At 70.9% G+C, this 19,919-nt stretch carries 21 protein-coding genes; 7 read left to right on the forward strand and 14 right to left on the reverse strand.

Annotated elements, in window-relative coordinates:
* Window positions 1–99: 99 nt before the first annotated feature.
* Window positions 100–648 (reverse strand): NADPH-dependent FMN reductase, encoded by a 549-nt coding sequence (locus tag ACWEVP_RS26370; RefSeq protein ID WP_452065281.1) that lies wholly within the window; start codon window positions 646–648, stop codon window positions 100–102.
* Between the two features lie 150 nt (window positions 649–798).
* Between ACWEVP_RS26370 and ACWEVP_RS26375 the strand changes: the two genes are divergently transcribed.
* Window positions 799–1,848, forward strand: a complete 1,050-nt coding sequence (locus tag ACWEVP_RS26375; protein ID WP_452065210.1) for an alpha/beta hydrolase — start codon at window positions 799–801, stop codon at window positions 1,846–1,848.
* Window positions 1,849–1,923: 75 nt separating this feature from the next.
* Here the strand turns inward: ACWEVP_RS26375 and ACWEVP_RS26380 are convergent, their stop codons facing one another.
* The 3 genes from ACWEVP_RS26380 to ACWEVP_RS26390 all read right to left on the reverse strand — a co-directional run bounded on the left by ACWEVP_RS26380 (window position 1,924) and on the right by ACWEVP_RS26390 (window position 5,270).
* Entirely contained in the window at window positions 1,924–2,463 is a 540-nt protein-coding gene (locus ACWEVP_RS26380) for a hypothetical protein (protein WP_452065211.1), read from the reverse strand.
* 748 nt (window positions 2,464–3,211) lie between these two features.
* Window positions 3,212–3,811 (reverse strand): acyl-CoA-like ligand-binding transcription factor, encoded by a 600-nt coding sequence (locus ACWEVP_RS26385; protein WP_452065212.1) that lies wholly within the window; start codon window positions 3,809–3,811, stop codon window positions 3,212–3,214.
* On the reverse strand, window positions 3,792–5,270 hold the full coding sequence (locus ACWEVP_RS26390; protein ID WP_452065213.1) for a DHA2 family efflux MFS transporter permease subunit: 1,479 nt from the start codon (window positions 5,268–5,270) through the stop codon (window positions 3,792–3,794). Before ACWEVP_RS26390 ends, ACWEVP_RS26385 begins: the two co-directional genes overlap by 20 nt.
* A gap of 220 nt (window positions 5,271–5,490) precedes the next feature.
* On the opposite strand from ACWEVP_RS26390, the gene ACWEVP_RS26395 reads away from it, so the two are divergent.
* Window positions 5,491–6,630, forward strand: a complete 1,140-nt coding sequence (locus ACWEVP_RS26395) for an MFS transporter (protein WP_452065282.1) — start codon at window positions 5,491–5,493, stop codon at window positions 6,628–6,630.
* A gap of 21 nt (window positions 6,631–6,651) precedes the next feature.
* Here the strand turns inward: ACWEVP_RS26395 and ACWEVP_RS26400 are convergent, their stop codons facing one another.
* The 4 genes from ACWEVP_RS26400 to ACWEVP_RS26415 all read right to left on the reverse strand — a co-directional run bounded on the left by ACWEVP_RS26400 (window position 6,652) and on the right by ACWEVP_RS26415 (window position 10,628).
* Entirely contained in the window at window positions 6,652–7,032 is a 381-nt protein-coding gene (locus tag ACWEVP_RS26400) for a hypothetical protein (RefSeq protein ID WP_452065214.1), read from the reverse strand.
* Between the two features lie 16 nt (window positions 7,033–7,048).
* Window positions 7,049–8,239 carry an RtcB family protein gene (locus ACWEVP_RS26405; protein ID WP_452065215.1) on the reverse strand — a complete coding sequence of 397 codons (1,191 nt, stop codon included), beginning with the start codon at window positions 8,237–8,239 and terminating at the stop codon, window positions 7,049–7,051.
* Between the two features lie 86 nt (window positions 8,240–8,325).
* On the reverse strand, window positions 8,326–9,363 hold the full coding sequence (locus ACWEVP_RS26410) for an aspartate-semialdehyde dehydrogenase (RefSeq protein WP_452065216.1): 1,038 nt from the start codon (window positions 9,361–9,363) through the stop codon (window positions 8,326–8,328).
* Window positions 9,363–10,628, reverse strand: a complete 1,266-nt coding sequence (locus ACWEVP_RS26415) for an aspartate kinase (RefSeq protein ID WP_364447343.1) — start codon at window positions 10,626–10,628, stop codon at window positions 9,363–9,365. The genes ACWEVP_RS26410 and ACWEVP_RS26415 overlap by 1 nt, the downstream gene beginning before the upstream one ends.
* Before the next feature lie 228 nt (window positions 10,629–10,856).
* On the opposite strand from ACWEVP_RS26415, the gene ACWEVP_RS26420 reads away from it, so the two are divergent.
* Window positions 10,857–11,447 carry a nitroreductase family protein gene (locus ACWEVP_RS26420; protein ID WP_452065217.1) on the forward strand — a complete coding sequence of 197 codons (591 nt, stop codon included), beginning with the start codon at window positions 10,857–10,859 and terminating at the stop codon, window positions 11,445–11,447.
* Here the strand turns inward: ACWEVP_RS26420 and ACWEVP_RS26425 are convergent.
* Entirely contained in the window at window positions 11,442–11,810 is a 369-nt protein-coding gene (locus ACWEVP_RS26425) for a hypothetical protein (RefSeq protein ID WP_452065218.1), read from the reverse strand. The genes ACWEVP_RS26420 and ACWEVP_RS26425 overlap by 6 nt on opposite strands.
* A gap of 218 nt (window positions 11,811–12,028) precedes the next feature.
* On the opposite strand from ACWEVP_RS26425, the gene leuA reads away from it, so the two are divergent.
* Together leuA and ACWEVP_RS26435 are read left to right on the forward strand one after the other, a co-directional pair.
* Entirely contained in the window at window positions 12,029–13,789 is a 1,761-nt protein-coding gene (gene leuA, locus ACWEVP_RS26430) for a 2-isopropylmalate synthase (RefSeq protein ID WP_452065219.1), read from the forward strand.
* An 80-nt stretch (window positions 13,790–13,869) separates the two neighbouring features.
* Entirely contained in the window at window positions 13,870–14,421 is a 552-nt protein-coding gene (locus tag ACWEVP_RS26435; protein WP_452065220.1) for a DedA family protein, read from the forward strand.
* Here ACWEVP_RS26435 and ACWEVP_RS26440 read toward each other — a convergent pair.
* Window positions 14,408–15,013: a peroxiredoxin-like family protein gene (locus ACWEVP_RS26440; RefSeq protein WP_452065221.1), complete on the reverse strand. Its 606-nt coding sequence runs from the start codon at window positions 15,011–15,013 to the stop codon at window positions 14,408–14,410. The two genes, ACWEVP_RS26435 and ACWEVP_RS26440, sit on opposite strands and share 14 nt — an antisense overlap.
* A gap of 59 nt (window positions 15,014–15,072) precedes the next feature.
* Between ACWEVP_RS26440 and ACWEVP_RS26445 the strand changes: the two genes are divergently transcribed.
* Window positions 15,073–15,675 (forward strand): TetR/AcrR family transcriptional regulator, encoded by a 603-nt coding sequence (locus tag ACWEVP_RS26445; RefSeq protein WP_452065222.1) that lies wholly within the window; start codon window positions 15,073–15,075, stop codon window positions 15,673–15,675.
* Here ACWEVP_RS26445 and ACWEVP_RS26450 read toward each other — a convergent pair.
* Window positions 15,665–16,570, reverse strand: coding sequence for a LysR family transcriptional regulator (locus ACWEVP_RS26450; RefSeq protein ID WP_452065223.1), 906 nt, complete (start codon window positions 16,568–16,570; stop codon window positions 15,665–15,667). The two genes, ACWEVP_RS26445 and ACWEVP_RS26450, sit on opposite strands and share 11 nt — an antisense overlap.
* A gap of 86 nt (window positions 16,571–16,656) precedes the next feature.
* Between ACWEVP_RS26450 and ACWEVP_RS26455 the strand changes: the two genes are divergently transcribed.
* The gene (locus ACWEVP_RS26455; RefSeq protein ID WP_452065224.1) at window positions 16,657–17,553 is read left to right on the forward strand and encodes an EamA family transporter; all 897 of its coding nucleotides are present in this window, start codon (window positions 16,657–16,659) and stop codon (window positions 17,551–17,553) included.
* On the opposite strand, the gene ACWEVP_RS26460 is transcribed toward ACWEVP_RS26455, so the two are convergent.
* From ACWEVP_RS26460 to ACWEVP_RS26470, 3 genes are all read right to left on the reverse strand, one after another.
* The gene (locus ACWEVP_RS26460) at window positions 17,550–18,197 is read right to left on the reverse strand and encodes a DedA family protein (RefSeq protein WP_452065225.1); all 648 of its coding nucleotides are present in this window, start codon (window positions 18,195–18,197) and stop codon (window positions 17,550–17,552) included. The two genes, ACWEVP_RS26455 and ACWEVP_RS26460, sit on opposite strands and share 4 nt — an antisense overlap.
* Before the next feature lie 172 nt (window positions 18,198–18,369).
* Window positions 18,370–19,548 carry an RNA polymerase sigma factor gene (locus ACWEVP_RS26465; protein ID WP_452065226.1) on the reverse strand — a complete coding sequence of 393 codons (1,179 nt, stop codon included), beginning with the start codon at window positions 19,546–19,548 and terminating at the stop codon, window positions 18,370–18,372.
* Complete coding sequence (locus ACWEVP_RS26470; protein ID WP_452065227.1) at window positions 19,545–19,904, reverse strand: YciI family protein; 360 nt, start codon at window positions 19,902–19,904, stop codon at window positions 19,545–19,547. The genes ACWEVP_RS26465 and ACWEVP_RS26470 overlap by 4 nt, the downstream gene beginning before the upstream one ends.
* Window positions 19,905–19,919 lie beyond the last annotated feature (15 nt).

Raw genomic sequence — 19,919 nt, forward strand, 5'->3', positions numbered from 1 at the left:
GAGCGTCTCACTCGGCACAACATCCCGCACCCGCGGAACGGTGCCCCCACATGGCAGGCATCACGCTGATCGATTACCCGGAGCCGACCGGGCGAAACGTCATGCGGCGCGCGTCACCGCGAATTCGGCGACCTGCCGCCCGATCAGGCGAAGCGTGCGGACACTCTTCTCGTCCGACGCGCCACCGCCTTCGTCGAACTTGGTCTCGGCCGAGTTGATCGAACCCCCCAGCGGGGTGGCCCAGCCGCGCAGCGCGTGCGTGATCGTGCGGAGCTGCTCGAGCGTGGTGACCGCGGCCTGCCAGCCGTAGGCGACGGCGGCCAGCCCGACCGCGCGGCCGTCGAGGTAGGGACGCTGGTCGTCGCGCAGGTCCTCGATGTAGTCCAGGGCGTTCTTCACCAGGCCGGACAGCGCGCCGTGGTAGCCCGGCGACACGACGACGAGGCCGTCGGCCTGCCGGACGGCTTCGATGAGGGTGGTGGCGCGCTCGTCGCGGTCCGGCTCGCCGGCGTCGTAGAACGGCAGCACCAGTTCCGGGCCGGTGAGCATCCGGGTCCGGACACCGACTTCGGCCGCACCCTGGAGCGCGATCTGCAACGCACGTTCGGACTGGGAACCCTCGCGCAGAGAGCCGCCGATCCCGAGCACGTTGATCGTCCTGGCTGAAGTCACGTCTTCCAGGCTAACCCCTCCACTTAAGTGGATATCCAGAGTTTGGGACCGAGGGCCGCGTCACAGCTGGACCTGTTACCTACTGACGAGTAACGTCCGGGGCGGTACCGAGCCCAGGAGGCAACGATGGCGATCCCGCTCCCGGTCCGCGCCCAGGCCGCGGCGTCCCAGCTCGCGTTCTGGCTGCCCACGCCGCTGCGGCGGGCGGTGGCGGGCCGCCCGGTGCGGCTCGACGGCCAGGACCTCGCACTCGACGCCCAGCTGCTGCTCCGGCTGCAGAAGCTGTCCGGCGCCGAGCTGGTGCAGGGGTCGGTGGAGCAGTCGCGCGCCCTGCTCGACGTCGGGCGGCACCTGGTGAGCGGCAAGCCCATCGAGCCGGTTTCGGTGCGCGAGATCGCCGTGCCGACGCCGGACGGCGACCTGCCGGCGACGCTGTACACGCCCGTCGGACTGCCCGAGAAGTCACCGCTGCTGGTGTTCTTCCACGGCGGCGGCTGGGTCATCGGGACGCGCGCGAGCCACGACAACGCCGTCCGCTTCCTGGCCAAGCACGCCGGGGTGCGGGTGCTGTCGATCGAGTACCGGCTGGCCCCGGAGTTCCCGTTCCCGTCGGCGACGGAGGACGCGCTCGCGGCGTTCGAGTACGCGGTGGCGAAGGCGGGCGACCTCGGCGCGGACCCGGCGCGGATCGCCGTCGGCGGCGACAGCGCGGGCGGCAACCTCGCCGCGGTCACGGCGCAGCAGGCGGTGCGCCGGGGTGGCCCGGCGCCGGCGTTCCAGCTGCTCATCTACCCGGCGACGGACTTCGCGCGGCGCTACCGCTCGCAGGACCTGTTCGCCGAGGACCTGTTCCTGACCGACGTGCACATGAAGTGGTTCGAGGGCCACTACGTGCCTCCGGGCACGGACCTGACCGACCCGCGGCTTTCGCCGCTGCACGCGGACGACTTGAGCGGCCTGCCGCCGGCCTTGGTCGTCACGGCGGGCTTCGACCCGCTTCGCGACGAAGGCGAAGCGTACGCGGAGAAGCTGCGCGAAGCGGGTGTCGAGGTGGCGTTGCGCCGTCACGAGGACCTGATCCACGGGTTCATCAACTTCACCGGCGTGGGCACCCGGTTCCGCGAGGCGCTGGCCGAGACGGCGGGCGCGCTGCGTCAGGGCCTGTCCTTCGCCTGAGACCCACCCGGAGCCCGGCCGCGGAGGAATGTCCGCGGCCGGGCTCCGGGCCCCCTGTTTTCGGTGGTTTCGGGCTCAGCCCGCCGGCGCGGGCAGCGGTGGCACCGGCAACGGCGGCACCGGCAGGCCGCCGAGAAGGCCGCCGAGGATGCCGGTGACCGCGGCGAGCAGGGCCTTCACCAGGTCGCTGACGATCTTCAGCGGTCCCGGCAGATCCGGCAGCGACGGGATCGGCACCGGCAACGGCGGCAGCTGGCGAGCCTTGGCCGTGGGGTCGGTCAGCAGCCGGGCGCTCTCGTCCGCGCGCCCCTTGGCCAGGCCGGCCAGCTGCTCGGTGTCGGTCTGGACGGTGTAGCGCTTGCCGGCGGCGATGTCCGCGAGCACGGGGCTCATCTGACCGAGGTCGGCGCGCGTGGCACCGACGTTGCCCGCGTAGGCCACCTTGGTCAGGTCGTCGCGCATCTGGAGCACCTGTGCGGCGAGGGCCTGGGTGCTGGAGGAACCCTTGCCCCCGTCCGGGCTCACCGGGCTCGCCGAGGCGATCCCCGCCATTCCGACCGCGAGCAGGCTGCTCGCGGCTACCAGGGCGATGGACCGCCCGAACTTGCCTTTCATTCCTTACCTCCTGGCCTCGGGAGACCTGACGGGATAAATCGATACCCCCCGTATCGGAGATAAGCCACCCGATCACCGGTTAGGGACGTTTTCTAACCCTTACGTGCCGGATGCACGAGAGGCGAACTGGCCCGCAATTGATTAACGTCGAAACCTTGCCCTTCCCCCTGAAGATCATCCTGAGATCGTTTCGTCGTTACTGCTGGTAGCAAGAGTCCACTGTGGAGCAGTTGGGTCACTCACGCGGGTGTAAACGGTGATCATTTGGCTTCATCACTCCGTCGGACCGCGTGTCGCAACTGCTCCAGACGGGTCGTCCCCCACGCTCGCACCGCCACCCACACGGTGTCGACCCAGGTGGAGACGGGAATGCGAAATCAATTCCGAAATCGGGCACGGGGAAAGGCCGGGAAACCGCGGTGGCCGGGACGGAGTCGGCGCGCGCGACACGGATGGCCGAGCGGCGCGGGTGGACTTCCCGTGGCCGCTCAAGCGCCGACGGGCGGGGGCGCCCTTCCCTTGCGACAGGCCGAACGCCGCACCCGCCACCATCACCGGCGCAGCCCACCGCGGGCCGCCCCTACAGCGGCAACCCCGCTTCCAGGTGCGCCACCGCGCGATCGCCGGCAGTCCGCGCCACCACCGACCGGCCACACCCGCACCGAACCGCGCGCACCCGACCTTCACTTGCGACAGGCCGAACGCCGCACCCACCACCATCACCGGCGCAGCCCACCACGGGCCACCCCTACAGCGGCAACCCCGCCTCCAGGTGCGCCACCGCGCGGTCCAGCACCGCCAGCGTGTCCACCTCCGGGTCCGCCGCCGCGCCGGCGAACGCCGCCAGCACCACCCCGACCACCGCTCCCGCCCAGTTGCGGACCTCGAAGTCGTCGGCCGCACGGCCCGTTCGCTGGGCCGCCAGCCCCGCCAGCAGATCGATCCCCTCCGCGAACTTGTCCATCACCGCCGTGCGCAGTTCCGGCTCGCGGAACACCAGCAGCTGCCGCTGGCGTTCCTGCTCCCACGCCTCGCCCGACAGCTGGTCGCGGATCACGTCCACCGTCGCGCGCAACGCGCCGATCGGGCTCAGCTCGGCCGGCTGGGCCAGCGCCGCCGCGATCAGCACCGGGTCGAACGGGTCGTACAGCACCGTCTCTTCCTTCGTCGGGAAGTAGCGGAAGAACGTGCTGGGCGAGATCTCCGCCGCCGCCGCGATCTGGTCGACCGTCGTGGCCGCGTAACCCTGCTCCCGGAACAGCCGCAACGCGTGCCGCTGGATGGCGGCGCGCGTCTTGGCCTTCTTGCGTTCCCGCAGCCCCGAGGGCTCACCTGGCGACGACGTCATGCTCCGATTCTCGCGGCCGCGCCTCCGGGGCCGCCCGCCCGGGCAGGAACAGCAGCGCGAGCAACGCGCCCGCCACGCCCAGCCCGGCGCACACCCACAGCGTCGCCGCCATGCCGTCGGTGAACGCCAGCCGCGCGGACTCGGCCAGCGACGGCAGGTGGAGCTTCTCCGCGACGGCCACCGCACCCGACGCGCTGCCGCGCACCGCGTCCGCCACCGGCGCCGGCAGACCGTCGACAGAGACGCCGTCGCGGTAGACGCCGTTGAGCACCGTGCCCAGCACCGCCACCCCGATCGTGCCGCCGACCTGGCGCAGCACCTGGATCAACGCCGACCCGGCGCCCGAGCGGCCTTCGGTGAGCGCCCCCATCGCCATCGACATCAGCGGCGGCAGCGTGCACCCCGTGCCCAGCCCGATGACGCTCTCCCAGGCCACGGTGACGCCGTAGCCGTCCGACGGCGACGTCGCCGAGCCCCACGCCAGCCCGGCCGCGAGCAGCGCGAACCCCGCCGTGACGACCACCCGCACGCCCACCGCGGCGACCAGCCGTTCGGCGATCTTCGCCGACACCAGCATCCCGCCGATCAGCGGCAGCAGCCGCACGCCGGTCTGCAGCGCGTCCGCCCCCTGCACCGCCTGGAACAGCTGCGGCAGCACGAACAGCAGGCCCATCAGCGCGAACGACGCCATCGTCGCGAGCACCGCGCCCCAGACGAACCGCGGCTCGCGGAACAACGCCAGGTCGGTGAGCGGCACGGGCGTGCGCGTCTGGGCTCGGCAGAACACCGCGAGCACCGCGGCCCCGAGCGCGATCAGGCCGTAGGTCACCGGATCGGCCCAGCCGTGCTCGCCCGCGTGGACGAAGCCGTATGTCAGCGCGACCAGCCCGGCTGCCGAGAGCGCGATGCCCGCGAAGTCGATCCGGCCCCGCCCGGAGCCGGGCGTGAGCGGCACCAGGAACAGCACCGCGACCAGGCCGACCACGGTCAGCGGGACGTTGATCAGGAACACCGAACCCCACGCGTAGTGGTCGAGCAGCCAGCCGCCGAGCAGCGGCCCGAGCGGGATGCCGGCGAACGTCGCCATCACCCAGGTCGTCAGCGCCTTCGCCCGCTCCTGCGGCGGGAACAGGATATTGAGCAGCGACAGCGAGAGCGGGATGAGGAACGCGGCGTCCGCGCCCAGCACCACGCGGGCGGCGATCAGCTGGCCCGGCGTGCTCGCGTAGGCGCAGGCCAGGGAAGCCAGCCCGAACAGCGCGAGCGCGCCGAGCAGCAGCTTCTTCGGGCCGAACCGGTCGCCCAGCAGGCCGGCCGGCAGCAGCAGGGCGGCCAGCGCGAGCGTGTACGCGTTGCCGAACCACTGCAGCTGCGTGGTCGTGGCGCCGAGGTCGACGGCGAGCGTCGGCACGGCGACGTTCAGCACCGTCAGGTCGAGCCCGACGGTCAGCAGGCTCACCGCGAGCGCTCCGAGCGCCCACCACCTGCGTGCCTGGAGTTGAGTCATAGCGACCCCCAATTGATAGTTACTACCAAATGAGAGTAACTCTCAAAACTGCCGGGCACCACCCGGAAATAAGTTGCACGCGCGTACCACCTTGGGGTCTCATCGAGACGTGCCGTTCCAGCCTTACCGCCGGGTCCTGACCGTCCCCCGCGTCCCGTCGACGATGGCGCTGATGTTCCTGGCCCGGCTGCCGATGACCATGAACGGCGTGCTGATGACGCTGTACGTCGTCACCGGGCTGGGCCGGGGCTACGGCGCCGCCGGGCTGGTCGGCGCCGGCGTCACCCTCGGCATGGCCCTCGGCGCCCCGCTGCTCGGCCGCTGCCTCGACCGCTACGGCCTGCGCCCGGTCGTCGCCGTCTGCGGGATCGGCACGACCGTGTTCTGGTTCGCCGCGCCGCACCTGCCCTACGCGGCGCTCGCCGCGGTCGCGGTCCCGGCCGGGATGCTTTCGGTGCCGGCGGGCTCGCTCGCGCGGCAGATCCTGGCCGCGCTCGTCCCGGTCGAGGAGCGCCGCGCGGCGTACTCGCTCGACACGATCTCCGTCGAAGCGACGTTCATGATCGGCCCCGCCCTCGGCATCGCGGCCATCACGACGCTTTCCCCGACGTTCACGCTGAGCGCGCTCGGCGCGTTGTTCGGCGGCACGGCGTTCCTGATCTGGCTCGTCGACCCGCCGATCCGCGAGTCGGCCGAGCCCGGCGCGTCCACCGCCCGGCCGCCGCTGCGGAGCTGGCTGACCGGCCCGCTCGTGGCGACGCTGCTGATCGCCGCGGGCACGCTGTTCGTGCTCGTCGGCACCGAGCTGGCGACGCTCGCGACGCTGCGGGCGAATGGCGAACTCGGCGTGACCGGGCTGGTGATCGCGGTGATGTGCGTCGCGTCGATCGCCGGTGGCATCGTGCACGGCGCCGTGCAGCGGTCGCTGCCGCAGGGCGTGCTGATGCTGCTGCTCGCGCTGCTGGTGGTGCCGGTCGGGCTGGCCGGTCACCCGTGGTGGCTGCTGACGCTGGTGCTGATCCCGACGAACCTGCTCTGCGCGCCGACGCTCGCGGCGACCACCGAGACGGTCACCCGGATCGCCCCGCCCCGGGTCCGCGGCGAAGCGATGGGGCTGCAGGACGCGTCGACGCGGCTCGGCCTGGCGCTGGGCAGCCCGGTCGTCGGCTTCGCGATCGACCACTCGAGCCCGGCGTGGGGCTTCGCCGCGGCCGGGCTCGGCGGCCTGGTGATCGCCTCGGCGGGCCTGCTGCGCCGACGGGCCAAGCCGGAACCGGCCGCGGAGCCGGTCCCGGCGCTGGCCGAGAGTTAGCGGGTCCGCCGCGGCTCGTCGTCAGCCGCAGGCCGCGCGGAGGGCGTCGAGCTTCTTGACGTTGCGCTGGACCCACTGGGCCACGACGCCGGCGTCTTCGATGCGCTCCTTCTGCACCTCGACGTAGGACCCGGCCATGCCGAGCAGCGCGTTCTTGACGTCCTGGTCCTGGACGTCCGAGGCGAGCTCGCGCAGGCGCTTCTCCTTGTCCGCGGCCCGCGCCTTGAGCTTGTCCGGGTCGACCAGCGGGTTCAGGTCCGCGAGCCCGAGCGCCTCGGTGCAGACGCCGACCTTGTCCACCGTCTTCGACCCCTGGTCGACCGCGTTGCTGACCTGGTCGCACCCGCTCAGCAGCAGTGCGGCCCCGGCCAGCAGCGCGGCCGTCGTTCCACCCCTCGTCATGGCGCCAAGGTACCGCTCAGCCCTTGACGCAGACCACCTGCTTGAGGTGCGCCACGACCTCGACCAGGTCCGTCTGGGCCTGGATCACCGTTTCGATGTCCTTGTACGCGGCCGGGATCTCGTCGACGACCCCCGAGTCCTTGCGGCACTCGACGCCCGCCGTCTGCGCCGCGAGGTCGTCGGCCGTGAACAGCTTCTTGGCCTTGTTGCGCGACATCCGGCGGCCGGCGCCGTGCGACGCCGACTGGAAGGACGACGTGTTCCCGAGCCCGCGGACGATGTACGAACCGGTCCCCATGCTGCCCGGGATGATCCCGAGATCACCCGATCCGGCGCGAATCGCGCCCTTCCGGGTGACGAGCAGCTCGACGCCGTCGTAGGTCTCCTCCGCGACGTAGTTGTGGTGGCACGAGATCGCGTCGTCGAACGTGGTGCCCGGCACCACTTCGGCGAGCGCCAGCTTCACGAGCGCGACCATCGTGGCGCGGTTGCGCGCCGCGTAGTCCTGCGCCCAGAACAGGTCGCGCCGGTACGCCGCCATCTCGGGCGTGCCCGCGACGAACACGGCGAGGTCCCGGTCCGGCAGGTCGGCGTTGTGCGGCAGCTTCCGCGCGACCGCCATGTGCCGTTCCGCGAGCTCCTTGCCGATGTTGCGCGAACCCGAGTGCAGCATCAGCCAGACGCGGCCTTCGTCGACACCACCCTGCTCGAGGCAGACCTCGATGAAGTGGTTCCCGCCGCCGAGGCTTCCGATCTGCCGCGCGGCCCGGTCGTGCAGCTCCTGAACGCCTTCGTGGAGCTGGCCGAAGCCCTTCCAGAAGGCATCCCAGCCGCCGACACCGTGCACCTTCGCGGGGTTCACGGGCGTCTTGTGCAGCCCGAAGCCCACGGGCACGGCGCTTTCGATCCGGCGCCGCAGCTTCCCGAGGTCGTCGGGCAGGTCCGCGGCGGTGAGCGACGTCCGCACGGCGCTCATCCCGCACCCGATGTCGACCCCGACGGCGGCGGGCGAAACGGCGTCGCGCATGGCGATGACGCTGCCCACGGTGGCGCCCTTGCCGTAGTGGACGTCGGGCATCACGGCGACCCCGTGCACCCACGGCAGGTTGGCGACGTTCTGCAGCTGCCGCATGGCCTGGTCTTCGACCGACGCGGGATCCGCCCACATCCGGATCGGGACGCGGGCGCCGTCGACAGCGGTGTACATGGTTTCCTCCCCTGAAACTGTTTCGCGGCGCCCAGGATCCCCCGGGCGCCGCGAAACGGCCAAGCGAATTTAGTTGTCCACTGTGGTCACTGCTGCGCGATCAGCTCGGCGATCTGCACGGCGTTCAGCGCCGCGCCCTTGCGGAGGTTGTCGTTCGAGATGAACAGCGCCAGCCCGCGACCGCCCTCGATGCCCTGGTCGACGCGGATGCGGCCGACGTAGCTCGGGTCGTTGCCCGCCGCCTGCAGCGGGGTCGGGACCTCCGACAGCTCGACGCCCGGCGCGTGCGTCAGCAGCTCCGTCGCGCGCTCGACCGTCAGCGCCCGCTCGAATTCGGCGTTCACCGAGATCGAGTGGCCCGAGAACACCGGCACGCGCACGCAGGTGCACGAGACGCCGAGGCCGGGGATGCTCAGGATCTTGCGGCTCTCGTTGCGGAACTTCTTCTCTTCGTCCGTCTCGAATTCGCCGTCGTCCACAATGGGCCCGGCCATCGGGAGGACGTTGAACGCGATCGGGCGGACGTACTTCTCCGGCTTCGGGAACTCGATCGCCGCGCCGTCGTGGGTCAGCAGCGACGCGTGCTCGGCGGCCGCCTTGACCTGGCCCGCCAGCTCGTCGACGCCGGCCAGCCCGCTGCCGGACACCGCCTGGTACGTCGAGGCGACCAGCCGGACCAGCCCGGCCTCGTCGTGCAGCGGCTTCAGCACCGGCATCGCGGCCATGGTGGTGCAGTTGGGGTTCGCGATGATCCCCTTGTGCGCCTCCTTGACGGCTTCCGGGTTGACCTCGCTGACGACCAGCGGCACGTCCGGGTCCATCCGGAACGCCGAGGAGTTGTCGATCACCGTCGCGCCCGCTTCGGCGAACCTCGGCGCCTGTGCCTTGGACGTCGACCCGCCCGCGGAGAACAGCGCGATGTCCAAACCGGACGGATCGGCCGTCGCCGCGTCCTCGACCGTGATTTCGGTGTCGCGCCACGGCAGTTTCGAACCCGCCGAGCGCGCCGAAGCGAAGTACCGGAGCTCGGCGACCGGGAACTCCCGCTCCGCCAGCAGCTTGCGCATGACCGCGCCGACCTGGCCGGTCGCGCCGACCACCCCGACCCGCAGACCTTCCGCCATCAGCGACCACTCCCCGCGTAGACAACCGCTTCCTCGTCGCCACCGAGCTCGAACGCGTCGTGGATCGCGCGCACGGCGTCGTCGAGCTGGGCGTCCCGGATCAGCACCGAGATCCGGATTTCCGAGGTGTTGATGATTTCGATGTTGACGCCGGCGTTGGCCAGCGCTTCGCAGAACGTCGCCGTGACACCGGGGTGCGAGCGCATCCCGGCGCCGACCAGCGAGACCTTGCCGACGTGGTCGTCGTAGAGGACCGACTCGAAGCCGATCTCCGCCTTGACCTTCTCCAGCTCCTTGACCGCCTTGGCGCCGTTGGCCTTCGACAGCGTGAACGTGATGTCCGTGCGGCCGGAGACGGTGCTGGACACGTTCTGCAGCACCATGTCGATGTCGATCTCGGCGTCGGCGATCACGCGGAAGATCCGGGCCGCGGCGCCGGCGTGGTCCGGCACCCCGGTGACCGTGATCTTGGCTTCGGAGCGGTCGTGCGCCACACCGGTGATCAGGGCTTGTTCCACGGGGATCTCCTCGATAGAACCGGTCACCGTCGTGCCCGGCTTGTCACTGTAGGAAGAGCGGACTCGGATCGGGACGCCGTAGCGGCGCGCGTATTCCACCGAACGCAGGTGCAGGATCTTCGACCCGCTCGCGGCGAGCTCCAGCATCTCCTCGTACGGGATGGTGTCGAGCTTGCGCGCGTCCGGCACGATCCGCGGGTCGGCGGAGTACACACCGTCCACATCGGAGTAGATCTCGCAGACGTCGGCGTTCAGCGCGGCGGCCAGCGCGACGGCGGTGGTGTCCGAGCCGCCGCGGCCGAGCGTGGTGATGTCCTTGGTGTCCTGCGCGACCCCCTGGAAGCCCGCCACCAGCGCGATGTAGCCCTGCTCGAGCGCCTCGGTGACCCGGCTCGGGGTGACGTCGATGATGCGCGCGTTGCCGTGCACCGACGTCGTGACGACGCCGGCCTGCGAACCGGTGAACGACCAGGCCTCCGCGCCCTGGGCCGCGATGGCCATGGCGACCAGGGAGTTCGAGATGCGCTCACCCGCGGTGAGCAGCATGTCCATCTCCCGCTCCGGCGGCGCCGGGTTGACCTGCTGCGCCAGGTCGAGCAGTTCGTCGGTGGTGTCACCCATCGCCGAGCAGACCACGACGACGTCGTTGCCCGCCTTCTTCGTGGCGACGATCCGCTCCGCGACGCGCTTGATCCGGTCGGCACTTTCCAGCGACGATCCGCCGTACTTCTGGACCACGAGGGCCACGCCCGAACCTCCTCGCGGGCCGGGCGGCTCCCTGGTGGGCACCGGAGAGCCCCCGCGTCCCATGATTTGACCAGGAGCCTACCGGGGCCGGCACGGCCCGCCACCCTCTTGACGTGGGGCGGACCCTTCGCGCGGGTCGCTCGGAAGTAAATCTTCCGTAACACCAAGGAAATGCGCGGAGCCCTTCCTCCCGAGTGACACACAGCACTCGTGGGTAGGGTCGAGTTCGTGCGGAAACCAGCTGTGACGAGCGTCCCGATCGCTTCCCTGATGGCCGAGCGGTGGAGCCCCCGGGCGTTGGACCCGGCTGCGGCGGTCACGCCGGAGCAGGTCCGGGCGCTGCTCGAGGCGGCCCGCTGGGCCCCGTCGTTCGGCAACACCCAGCCGGCCCGCTACCTGGTGGGCGTCCGCGGGACGCCGTCGTTCGACGCGATCCTGGCGACGCTGAACTCGGGCAACCGGGCGTGGGCGCACCGGGCCTCGCTGCTGCTGATCGGCGTGATGGTGACAACCAACGAAAAGGGAGAAGTGCCGTACGCGGAGTACGGGCTCGGGCTGGCGTCGGAGAACCTCGTGCTGCAGGCGGTCGAGCTGGGGCTGGTCGCGCACCAGATGGCGGGGTTTTCGCCGGACGCGGTCCGCGCGGCGTTCTCCCTCCCGGAGGACGCGGTGCCGAAGGTGGCGATCGCGGTGGGGTCGCCGGGTGCCCCGGACGTGCTCGAGGAGGACTGGCGGATCGAGCGTGAGAAGGCGGAGCGGGTGCGGCTGCCGCTGGTGGAGTTCGCGTTCACCGGCCAGTGGGGCACGCCTGCGCTATGACGCCCCGCCCACCCGGCGGATGACCTTCGCGAGGATGCCGGACACCACGAGCCAGAAGATCGCCGCGATGCCGTAGTTCACCAGCACCCGCAGCTTCCCGTCACTCGGTGTGAACAGGTCGCTGAACCCCAGCGCGAGCCCGTCCGCCCAGGACTTCACGAACGAGACGATGCCGTTTTCCGGGTTCGCCGAGCCGACCGTGAAGATCACGTGGATCACCAGGAACGCGGCGAAGACCAGCCCCACCCAGCGGACGATCGACGCCACCACCGAGGCGGCGCGACCCCCCGTCGCGCGCCAGTCGACCGGTGCCCGGCGCGAGACCTCGGTCTCCTCCGACGACGACTCCGCGTGCTCACCCATGGTCGCAGTTTCGCACGGCGACCGGGCAATTGCTACCCACAGGTAACCCCCACCGGGAGAAGCCCGGCTTCCCTCCCGCCGCGTTCCGTGGTTATGGTGGGGGCGTGGCGCGTGTTCTCCTGCTTCGCTGCCGCGACGGGGCCTGATCGGACCGGCTCCTCGTCGCGGGGCTTCGTGGTGCCGGTCGCACCCGTCGAGCTGGAGACACCCCCAATCCCATGAGCAAGATCCGCAAGCCTTCGCGTCCCGCGCCCGCTGACCAGCCCGTTTGGAACACCCAGCGCGGCACGTCCATGCCGGTGCACCGCTACCGCCCGTGGTACGACCTCGTCGAGAACATCGACCTGCCCGACCGCACCTGGCCCGAGAAGCGCATCGAGCGCGCGCCGCTGTGGTGCGCCGTCGACCTGCGGGACGGCAACCAGGCCCTGATCGACCCCATGTCGCCCGCGCGCAAGCGCAAGTTCTTCGACCTGCTCGTGCGCATGGGCTACAAGGAGATCGAGGTCGGCTTCCCGGCCGCGAGCCAGACCGACTTCGACTTCGTCCGCGAGATCATCGAAGAGCACGCCATCCCGGACGACGTCAGCATCCAGGTGCTGACCCAGTGCCGCCCCGAGCTGATCGAGCGGACCTTCCAGTCCCTCGAAGGCGCGCCGCGGGCGATCGTCCACATCTACAACTCGACCTCGATCCTGCAGCGCCGCGTCGTCTTCCGCGAGGAGCGCGAAGGCATCAAGAAGATCGCGACGCAGGCCGCGGAAATGGTCGTCGAGCTGGCCGCGAAGCAGCCGGACACCGACTTCCGCTTCCAGTACTCGCCGGAGTCCTACACCGGCACCGAGCTGTCCTACGCGCTCGAGGTCTGCAACGCCGTCACCGAGATCTGGCAGCCGACGCCCGAGAAGCCGGTGATCCTGAACCTGCCGGCGACCGTCGAGATGGCGACGCCGAACGTCTACGCCGACTCGATCGAGTGGATGTCGCGGAACCTGGAGCGCCGCGACTCGGTGATCCTGTCGCTGCACCCGCACAACGACCGCGGCACCGGCATCGCCGCCGCCGAGCTGGGCTACCAGGCCGGCGCCGACCGCATCGAAGGCTGCCTGTTCGGCAACGGCGAGCGCACCGGCAACGTCGACCTGGTCGCGCTGGGCATGAACCTCTACAGCCAGGGCATCGACCCGCAGATCGACTTCTCCGACATGGACGAGATCAAGCGGACGGTCGAGTACTGCAACCAGCTGCCGGTCGGCGAGCGCTCGCCGTGGGGCGGCGACCTGGTGTTCACGGCCTTCTCGGGCAGCCACCAGGACGCGATCAACAAGGGCCTCGACGCGCTGAAGGACGCCGCCGACAAGGCCGGCGTACCGGTCGACGAGTACCCGTGGGAGGTCCCGTACCTGCCGATCGACCCGAAGGACGTCGGCCGCACGTACGAGGCCGTGATCCGGGTGAACTCGCAGTCCGGCAAGGGCGGCGTCGCCTACATCATGAAGGCCGAGCACCAGCTCGACCTGCCGCGGCGGCTGCAGATCGAGTTCTCGAAGGTCATCCAGCGCTACACCGACTCCGAAGGCGGCGAGGTCGACCCGACCACGATGTACAACGCCTTCTCGGCCGAGTACCTGGAGCTGAAGACGCCGCTGGAACTGGTCCGCCAGCACGTCCGCGACAACGGCGACGGCGAGTACGACATCACCGCGACCGTGCGCGTGGAGGGTGACGAGCACGAGGTCACCGGCCGCGGCAACGGCCCGATCGCGGCGTTCTTCGACGCGCTGTCGACCGTGGGCTTCGACCTGCGGCTGCTGGACTACTCCGAGCACACGCTCTCGCCGGGCGACGACGCGCGCGCGGCGTCCTACATCGAGTGCGCGATCTCGGACCGGGTGTTCTGGGGCATCGGCATCGACCCGTCGATCGTGACGGCGTCGCTGCGCGCGGTCGTCTCGGCGGTGAACCGCGCCAACCGCTGAACCTGAGGGCCGCCTGTCGGGTTCCTGTGAGTGCTCCTCGATCAGGAGCTTTCCCGGCCCGGCAGGCGGTTAATGGGGATGTGGACGCGACTACGGCCGGACTGCTGGTGCTGTTCGTCGTCTCGCTGGTGCCACTGCTGCCCACCGAGGTGACGCTCCTCGGCATGGGCGTCGCGGCGGCACAGGGCGGGACGTCGCTCGCGGTGGTGATCGCGGTCGCCTCGGCTGGGTGCCTGGCGTCCGACCAGGCGCTCTACGCCCTCGGCCGGTTCGGTGGCCGGGCGGCGCTGAACCGGCTGAGCCGGCGGCGGAAGATCGCCGCCGGCATCGGCTGGCTCGACGGACGCCTGCAGCGCCACCCGCGCCCGGTGCTGGTGGTCGCCCGCTGGCTGCCCTCCGGTGGCACGGTCGGTGCCCTGCTCGCCGGTTCGCTCCGCTGGCCGATGGCGGAGTTCTTCACCGCTTCGGCCGTCGGCGTCACGCTCTGGACGTCCTATGTGGCCTTCCTCGGCTACGCGGGCGGGCAGATCATCACCGAACCCGGGATCAGCATGCTGCTCTCCCTGGGCGTCGCCCTGGTCCTGGGTTCGGTGATCACCTACGGCGTGAAGCGGTCGGCTAGAGCGCTTTGAGGATCTCCGCCGGCTCGGTACGCGTGACGAAGTCCGGGTGGACGTCGATGAACCGGATCATCCGGTCGGGGTCGACCACGACCACCGCCGGGTGGACCAGCTCCCAGGTGCCGTTGACCTGCTCGAGGTCCGTGCCGAGCTGCTCCATCGCCTCCCGGACCGCGGCGGGCACCGGGTAGCTGAGCCCCAGCCCCCGCGCGACCGTGCTGCCGACGTCCGAGAGCACGGGGAACTCCAGGTCCGGGAGCGGGCCGTCCGGCTGCTGCGGGCTGATCGCCGCGAGGGTCGCGTTCTTCGCCGTCAGTTCGGGCAGAAGCTCCTGCTGGTAGGTGCGCAGGGTCAGGTTGCAGTACGGGCACCACTGGCCGCGGTAGAAGACGAGCACCGCCGGCCCGTCCGCGACCAGCTCGCCCAGGTTCGTCGGCACGCCGTCGGCCCCCGGCAGCGTGAAGTCCTCGATCTTGTCACCCACCTCGGCGAACTTCGTCTCGGCCGCTCGGCGGCGGGCCGCTTCGAACACCTCGAAGATCTCCGGCGGCAGCGCGCTGCGGGCCTGCGCGTTGAAGTCGGAGAGGGCGTTGTTGAGCGTCACGGATCCCCCTTAGTTGTTGTACTGATCGGTACAGTGAGGCGAACTGTACTATCCAGTACATGGAGACGCAAGCGGCTTCGACTCCCCGCGGCAAGCGGACGCGCGACGCGATCGTCGACGCGGCGGCCGCGCTGATGTACGTCGACGGCGTCGCGGGCACGAGCGTCGACAAGGTGCTCGCCGCGAGCGGGGCCGGGAAATCGCAGATGTACCACTACTTCAAGAACAAGGAACAGCTGGTCGAGGCCGTGATCGACCGGTACCTCGAGCAGATCCTCGGCAACCAGCCGGCGCTCTTCGCCGTGTCGTCGTGGGCCGATCTGGAGACGTGGACCGAGCAGCTGCTGGACGTCCACCGCCGCGCGGGCGCGCCGATCGCGTGCCCGCTGGGCAACCTCGCCGGCGAGGTGGGCGACAACCCGAAGCTCGCACCGCTGGTCGACCAGGCCTACCGGACGTGGGAGTCCCACCTGGAGCGCGGGCTGAAAACGTTGCGGGACAAGGGCGAACTCGCGCCCGACGCCGACCCGGCGCGGCTGGCCCAGGCGGCGATGACGTCCGTCCACGGTGGACTGCTGCTGGCCCACATCCGCCACGACCTCACCGCACTGGAAGACGCGCTGGGCATCGCACTGGCCTACCTGCGCGGCTTCAAGCGGTGAGCTGGGCGATCTCCGCGCGCAGCTCGTCGATCACCTTGGCCACGGCCGGGCGCTGCAGCGCTCCGGTGCGGCACACCGCCTCCACCCGCCGTGCCGCGCGGATGCCGGCCAGCGGCCTGCTGACCAGGCCGCTGCCACGGCGGGTGTCGATCGTGTAGCGCGGCACCAGCGCGATGCCGTGGCCCGCCGCGACCAGCCGTTCGGTGATCCGGAAGTCGTTGATCCGCTGCACCACGACCGGCCGGACGCCGGTGCGGACGGTCAGCGAGCGCAGCACGTCGTCCACCGGGAAGCCGTGGTCGACGCCGATCCAGCGTTCGTCGGCCAGCTCCGCCAGGTCCACCCGCCGCTTGGCGGCCAGCCGGTGCCCGGCCGGGAGCGCGACGTCGAGCGGCTCCCGCAGCAGCGGCACGACGTCCAGGCGGCCGGAGTCGAACTCCGGCGCGTGCTCGTCCCGGTGCGCGACGACGACGTCGTAGTCCGCGACCAGGCCGGGCACCTCCGGCGGCGTCATGTCGACGTCGCGGACGTCGACCTCCAGGCCGTCGTACCCGGCGACGCGGGTCAGCAGGCCCGGCAGCAGCATCAGCCCCGCCGACTGGAAGATCGCGATCCGCACGCGCCCGCGCGGCGCGCTGCGGTAGGTGTCCAGTTCGGACTCCGCCCGCTCGAGCGCGGCCAGCACCTCGTCGGCGCGGGCGACCAGCGCGCGGCCGGCGTCGGTCAGCCGCAGGCCGCGCCCGGCCGGCTCGGTGAGCGGCAGCCCGACCTCCCCCTGGAGCGCGCGCAGCTGCTGCGAAACCGCCGACGGCGTGCAGTGCAGCGCCCGCGCGGCCGCCGTCACGCTGCCCCGGTCGGCGAACTCCCGCAACGTGCGCAAACGACCCAGATCCACGACCCCAGCATATGTGAAGCACGGCTACAAAGTCCCTGCAGATATTCTCGCTGGTCCTTCACGGTCAGCGTTGTCAGAGTGGAGGCATGCCCACCCGTGACCGCCTGCTCGCCGTGCTCGTCGCCGTCCTCTGGGGCCTGAACTTCCTCGCCATCCACGCCACGCTCGGCCAGTTCCCGCCGGTGTTCGCGGGTGCGCTGCGGTTCGCCGTCATCGCCGTGCCGACGATCCTGTTCGTGCCGTGGCCAAAGGTGAAGGTCCGCTACCTGCTCGGCTACGGCCTCGGGTTCGGCACCGGGCAGTTCGCGTTCCTGTTCATCGCGATGGACACCGGGATGCCGACCGGGCTGGCGTCGCTGGTGCTGCAGGCGTCGGCGCCGTTCACGGTGCTGCTCGGCGCGGTCTTCCTGCGCGAACGCGTCACGCCGCACCAGCTGGCCGGCATCGCGCTGGCCGTGGCCGGGATGGCGGCGATCGCGTGGCAGCAGTCCGGCCACGCGGCGCTGCTGCCGATGGTGCTGACGCTGCTGGGCGCGCTGAGCTGGGCGTTCGGGAACCTGAGCACGCGCAAGGCCGAGCCGGACAACCCGCTGCACTTCACGCTGTGGATGTCGGTGGTGCCACCGCTGCCGATGTTCGCGCTGTCGCTGGTCATGGAGGGCCCGGCCGCGCAGTGGCGGTCGCTGACGACGCTCGGGACGCCGGCCGGGCTGACCGCGCTGGGCGGGCTGACCTACGTGGTGCTGATCGGGACGGTCGTCGGATCGGGACTGTGGACGACGCTGATGCGCCGCAACCCGGCCGGCGTGGTGTCACCGTTCTCGCTGCTGGTGCCGGTGGTCGGGCTGACGGCGTCGTTCCTGCTGCTCGGCGAGCGGCCGACCTGGCTGGAGGTCGGCGCCGCCGTCGTCGTGATCGCGGGGGTGCTGCTGGGGTCGCTCCGGCCGGTGCGCAAGCCTTCGCCGGAGCTGGTGGCGGTCTAGGCCGCGTTTTCCTCCTGCTTCGGCGCTTCTTCGGCCTCGTGGTGCTTCTTGCCGAGCCGCTTCTTCATGACGAAGAAGACGACGACACCGATCACGATGGCGGCAACGAGGCCGTACTTGGAGAAGTTGCCGAGCCACTCTTCGGCGACGACGCCGAGGTAGTAGACGGCGGCCGTCGTGCCGCCGGCCCAGACGATGCCGCCGGCCGCGTTCGCCAGCAGGAACTTCGGGTAGTGCATCCGCAGCGACCCGGCGAGCGGGCCGGCGAGGATGCGCAGGAAAGCGATGAAGCGGCCGAGGAAGACGGCCCAGACCCCGCGTTTGTTGAAGATCCGTTCGGCGTTGGCGATGTGCGTCGGGCCGAAATGCTTCGGGAATTTCCGGCCCGCCCAGGCGAACAGCCGTTGCCCGCCGGTCTTTCCGATCAGATAGCCGATGCTGTCGCCGATGATGGCGCCGGCACTGGCGAGGACCCCGATCCACAGCGGGTTCAGGTTGCTGTGCTGCGAGGCCAGCAGGGCGGCGCTGACCAGCACGATCTCGCCGGGCAGCGGAATGCCGAGGCTTTCGATCATGATCACCGCGCCGACGATCAGGTACACCGAAAGCGGCGGGATCGCCTCCAGCCATTGGTCGATGTGCACCGGTCGTACCCCCTGTTGTCGCGGAATCTGCTTTTCGCAGGGTACCGGGGGCGGGGTGCCGGGGGCGGCCTACTCAGGTATTGCCAGGGGTACGACTTCAGTCGGGGTCACCCGGGTGGGTACCGAGTTGTCCACAGGGTTCACCCCCATGTGGACAACCTGGGGATGGCGGTCAGCCGTCCGTGAGCTTCGCCGCCCGGGCCTGCAGATACCCCTGCTCCGGCAGGCTCAACGTCCGTCGCGCGGCAGCCAGGTACGCCTCCCGCGCTCCGGCGAAATCTCCCGCCTCCTCCAGCAGATGCCCCCGCACCGCATCCACCCGGTGGTGCTCCAGCTCCGCCCCGGCCAGCTCCGCCAACCCCGCCTCCGGCCCGTGGACCTGCGCGAACGCCACCACCCGGTTCAACGTCACCATCGGCCCCGGCGCCACCACCCGCAGCAGGTCGTACAGCGTCAAGATCTGCGCCCAGTCCGTCGACTCCGCCGAAGCCGCCTCGTCGTGGACCGCCGCGATCGCCGCCTGGAGCTGGTACGGCCCGATCGGGGCCGTGGCCAGCGCCTTCGTGATCAACTCCGTCCCCTCCGCGACCAGTCCAGCGTCCCAAAGCGAACGGTCCTGCGAAGCCAACGGCACCAGCGCCCCCGACGCCGACACCCGGGCGGGGCGGCGGGCCTCCGTCAGCAGCATCAGCGCCAGCAGGCCCGTGACCTCGCCGTCCGCCGGGAGCTCCGCGTGCAACGCCCGGACCAGGCGGATCGCCTCCGTCGTCAGCTCGACCCGGCTCACCGAACCACCCGAGCTGGCCGTGTGCCCCTCCGTGAAGATCAAGTACAGCACCTGCAGCACCGCGGCCAGCCGCTCGGGACGAGCGTCGCCGGAGAACCTCTCCCCGCGCAGCGACCGCTTCGCCCGGCTGATCCGCTGGCCGATCGTCGCCTCCGGGACCAGGAACGCGCGGGCGATCTCCGCCGTCGTCAGGCCGCCCACCGCGCGCAGCGTCAGCGCCACCTGCGAAGGCCGCGAAAGCGCCGGGTGGCAGCACAGCAGCAGCAACGTCAGCGTGTCGTCCACTCCGGAAACGGGCTGCGGGTCGGGCGGCTCGGCCAGCGCGACCGCCTCCTCCCGCCGCTGACGGGCGGACTCGCTGCGCAGCTGTTCGATGCGCCGCCGGGACGCCGTCGTGATCAGCCACCCCTTCGGGTGATCCGGGATCCCCGAAGCCGGCCACTGCTGAGACGCCGCCAGCAACGCTTCCTGGACCGCGTCCTCGCACGCCTCGAAGTCGCCGTACCGCCGGACCAGCGCCGCCAGGACCTGGGGCGCCAGCGACCTCAGCAGCTCCGGGTTCACAGGTCCGTCCCGTGCAGCCCCATCACCGGCCGCACCTCCACCGCCCCGAACGCCGCCTCCGGGATGCGCTTGGCGATCTCCACCGCTCGATCGAGGTCCGCGCAGTCGAGCAGGTAGAAGCCGGCGAGGAACTCCTTGGCCTCGGCGAACGGCCCGTCGGTCGTCGTGCCGGCGCTGATCCTCGTCGCCAGCTCGGGGTACGCCAGCCGCTCGGAGACGATCCGCTCGCCGGAGTCGTCGAGGTCGTCGTTGAGCTGCTGGTAGTACGCGAGCCCGGCGGCCCGCTGCTCCTCGCTCATCCCCTCCCAAGCCTGGCGCGACCCGGGGTTGCCGTAGATCAGGACCACGTATTTCACGAACGCCTCCCAGCC

It is taken from the genome of Amycolatopsis sp. NPDC003865, assembly GCF_053605345.1.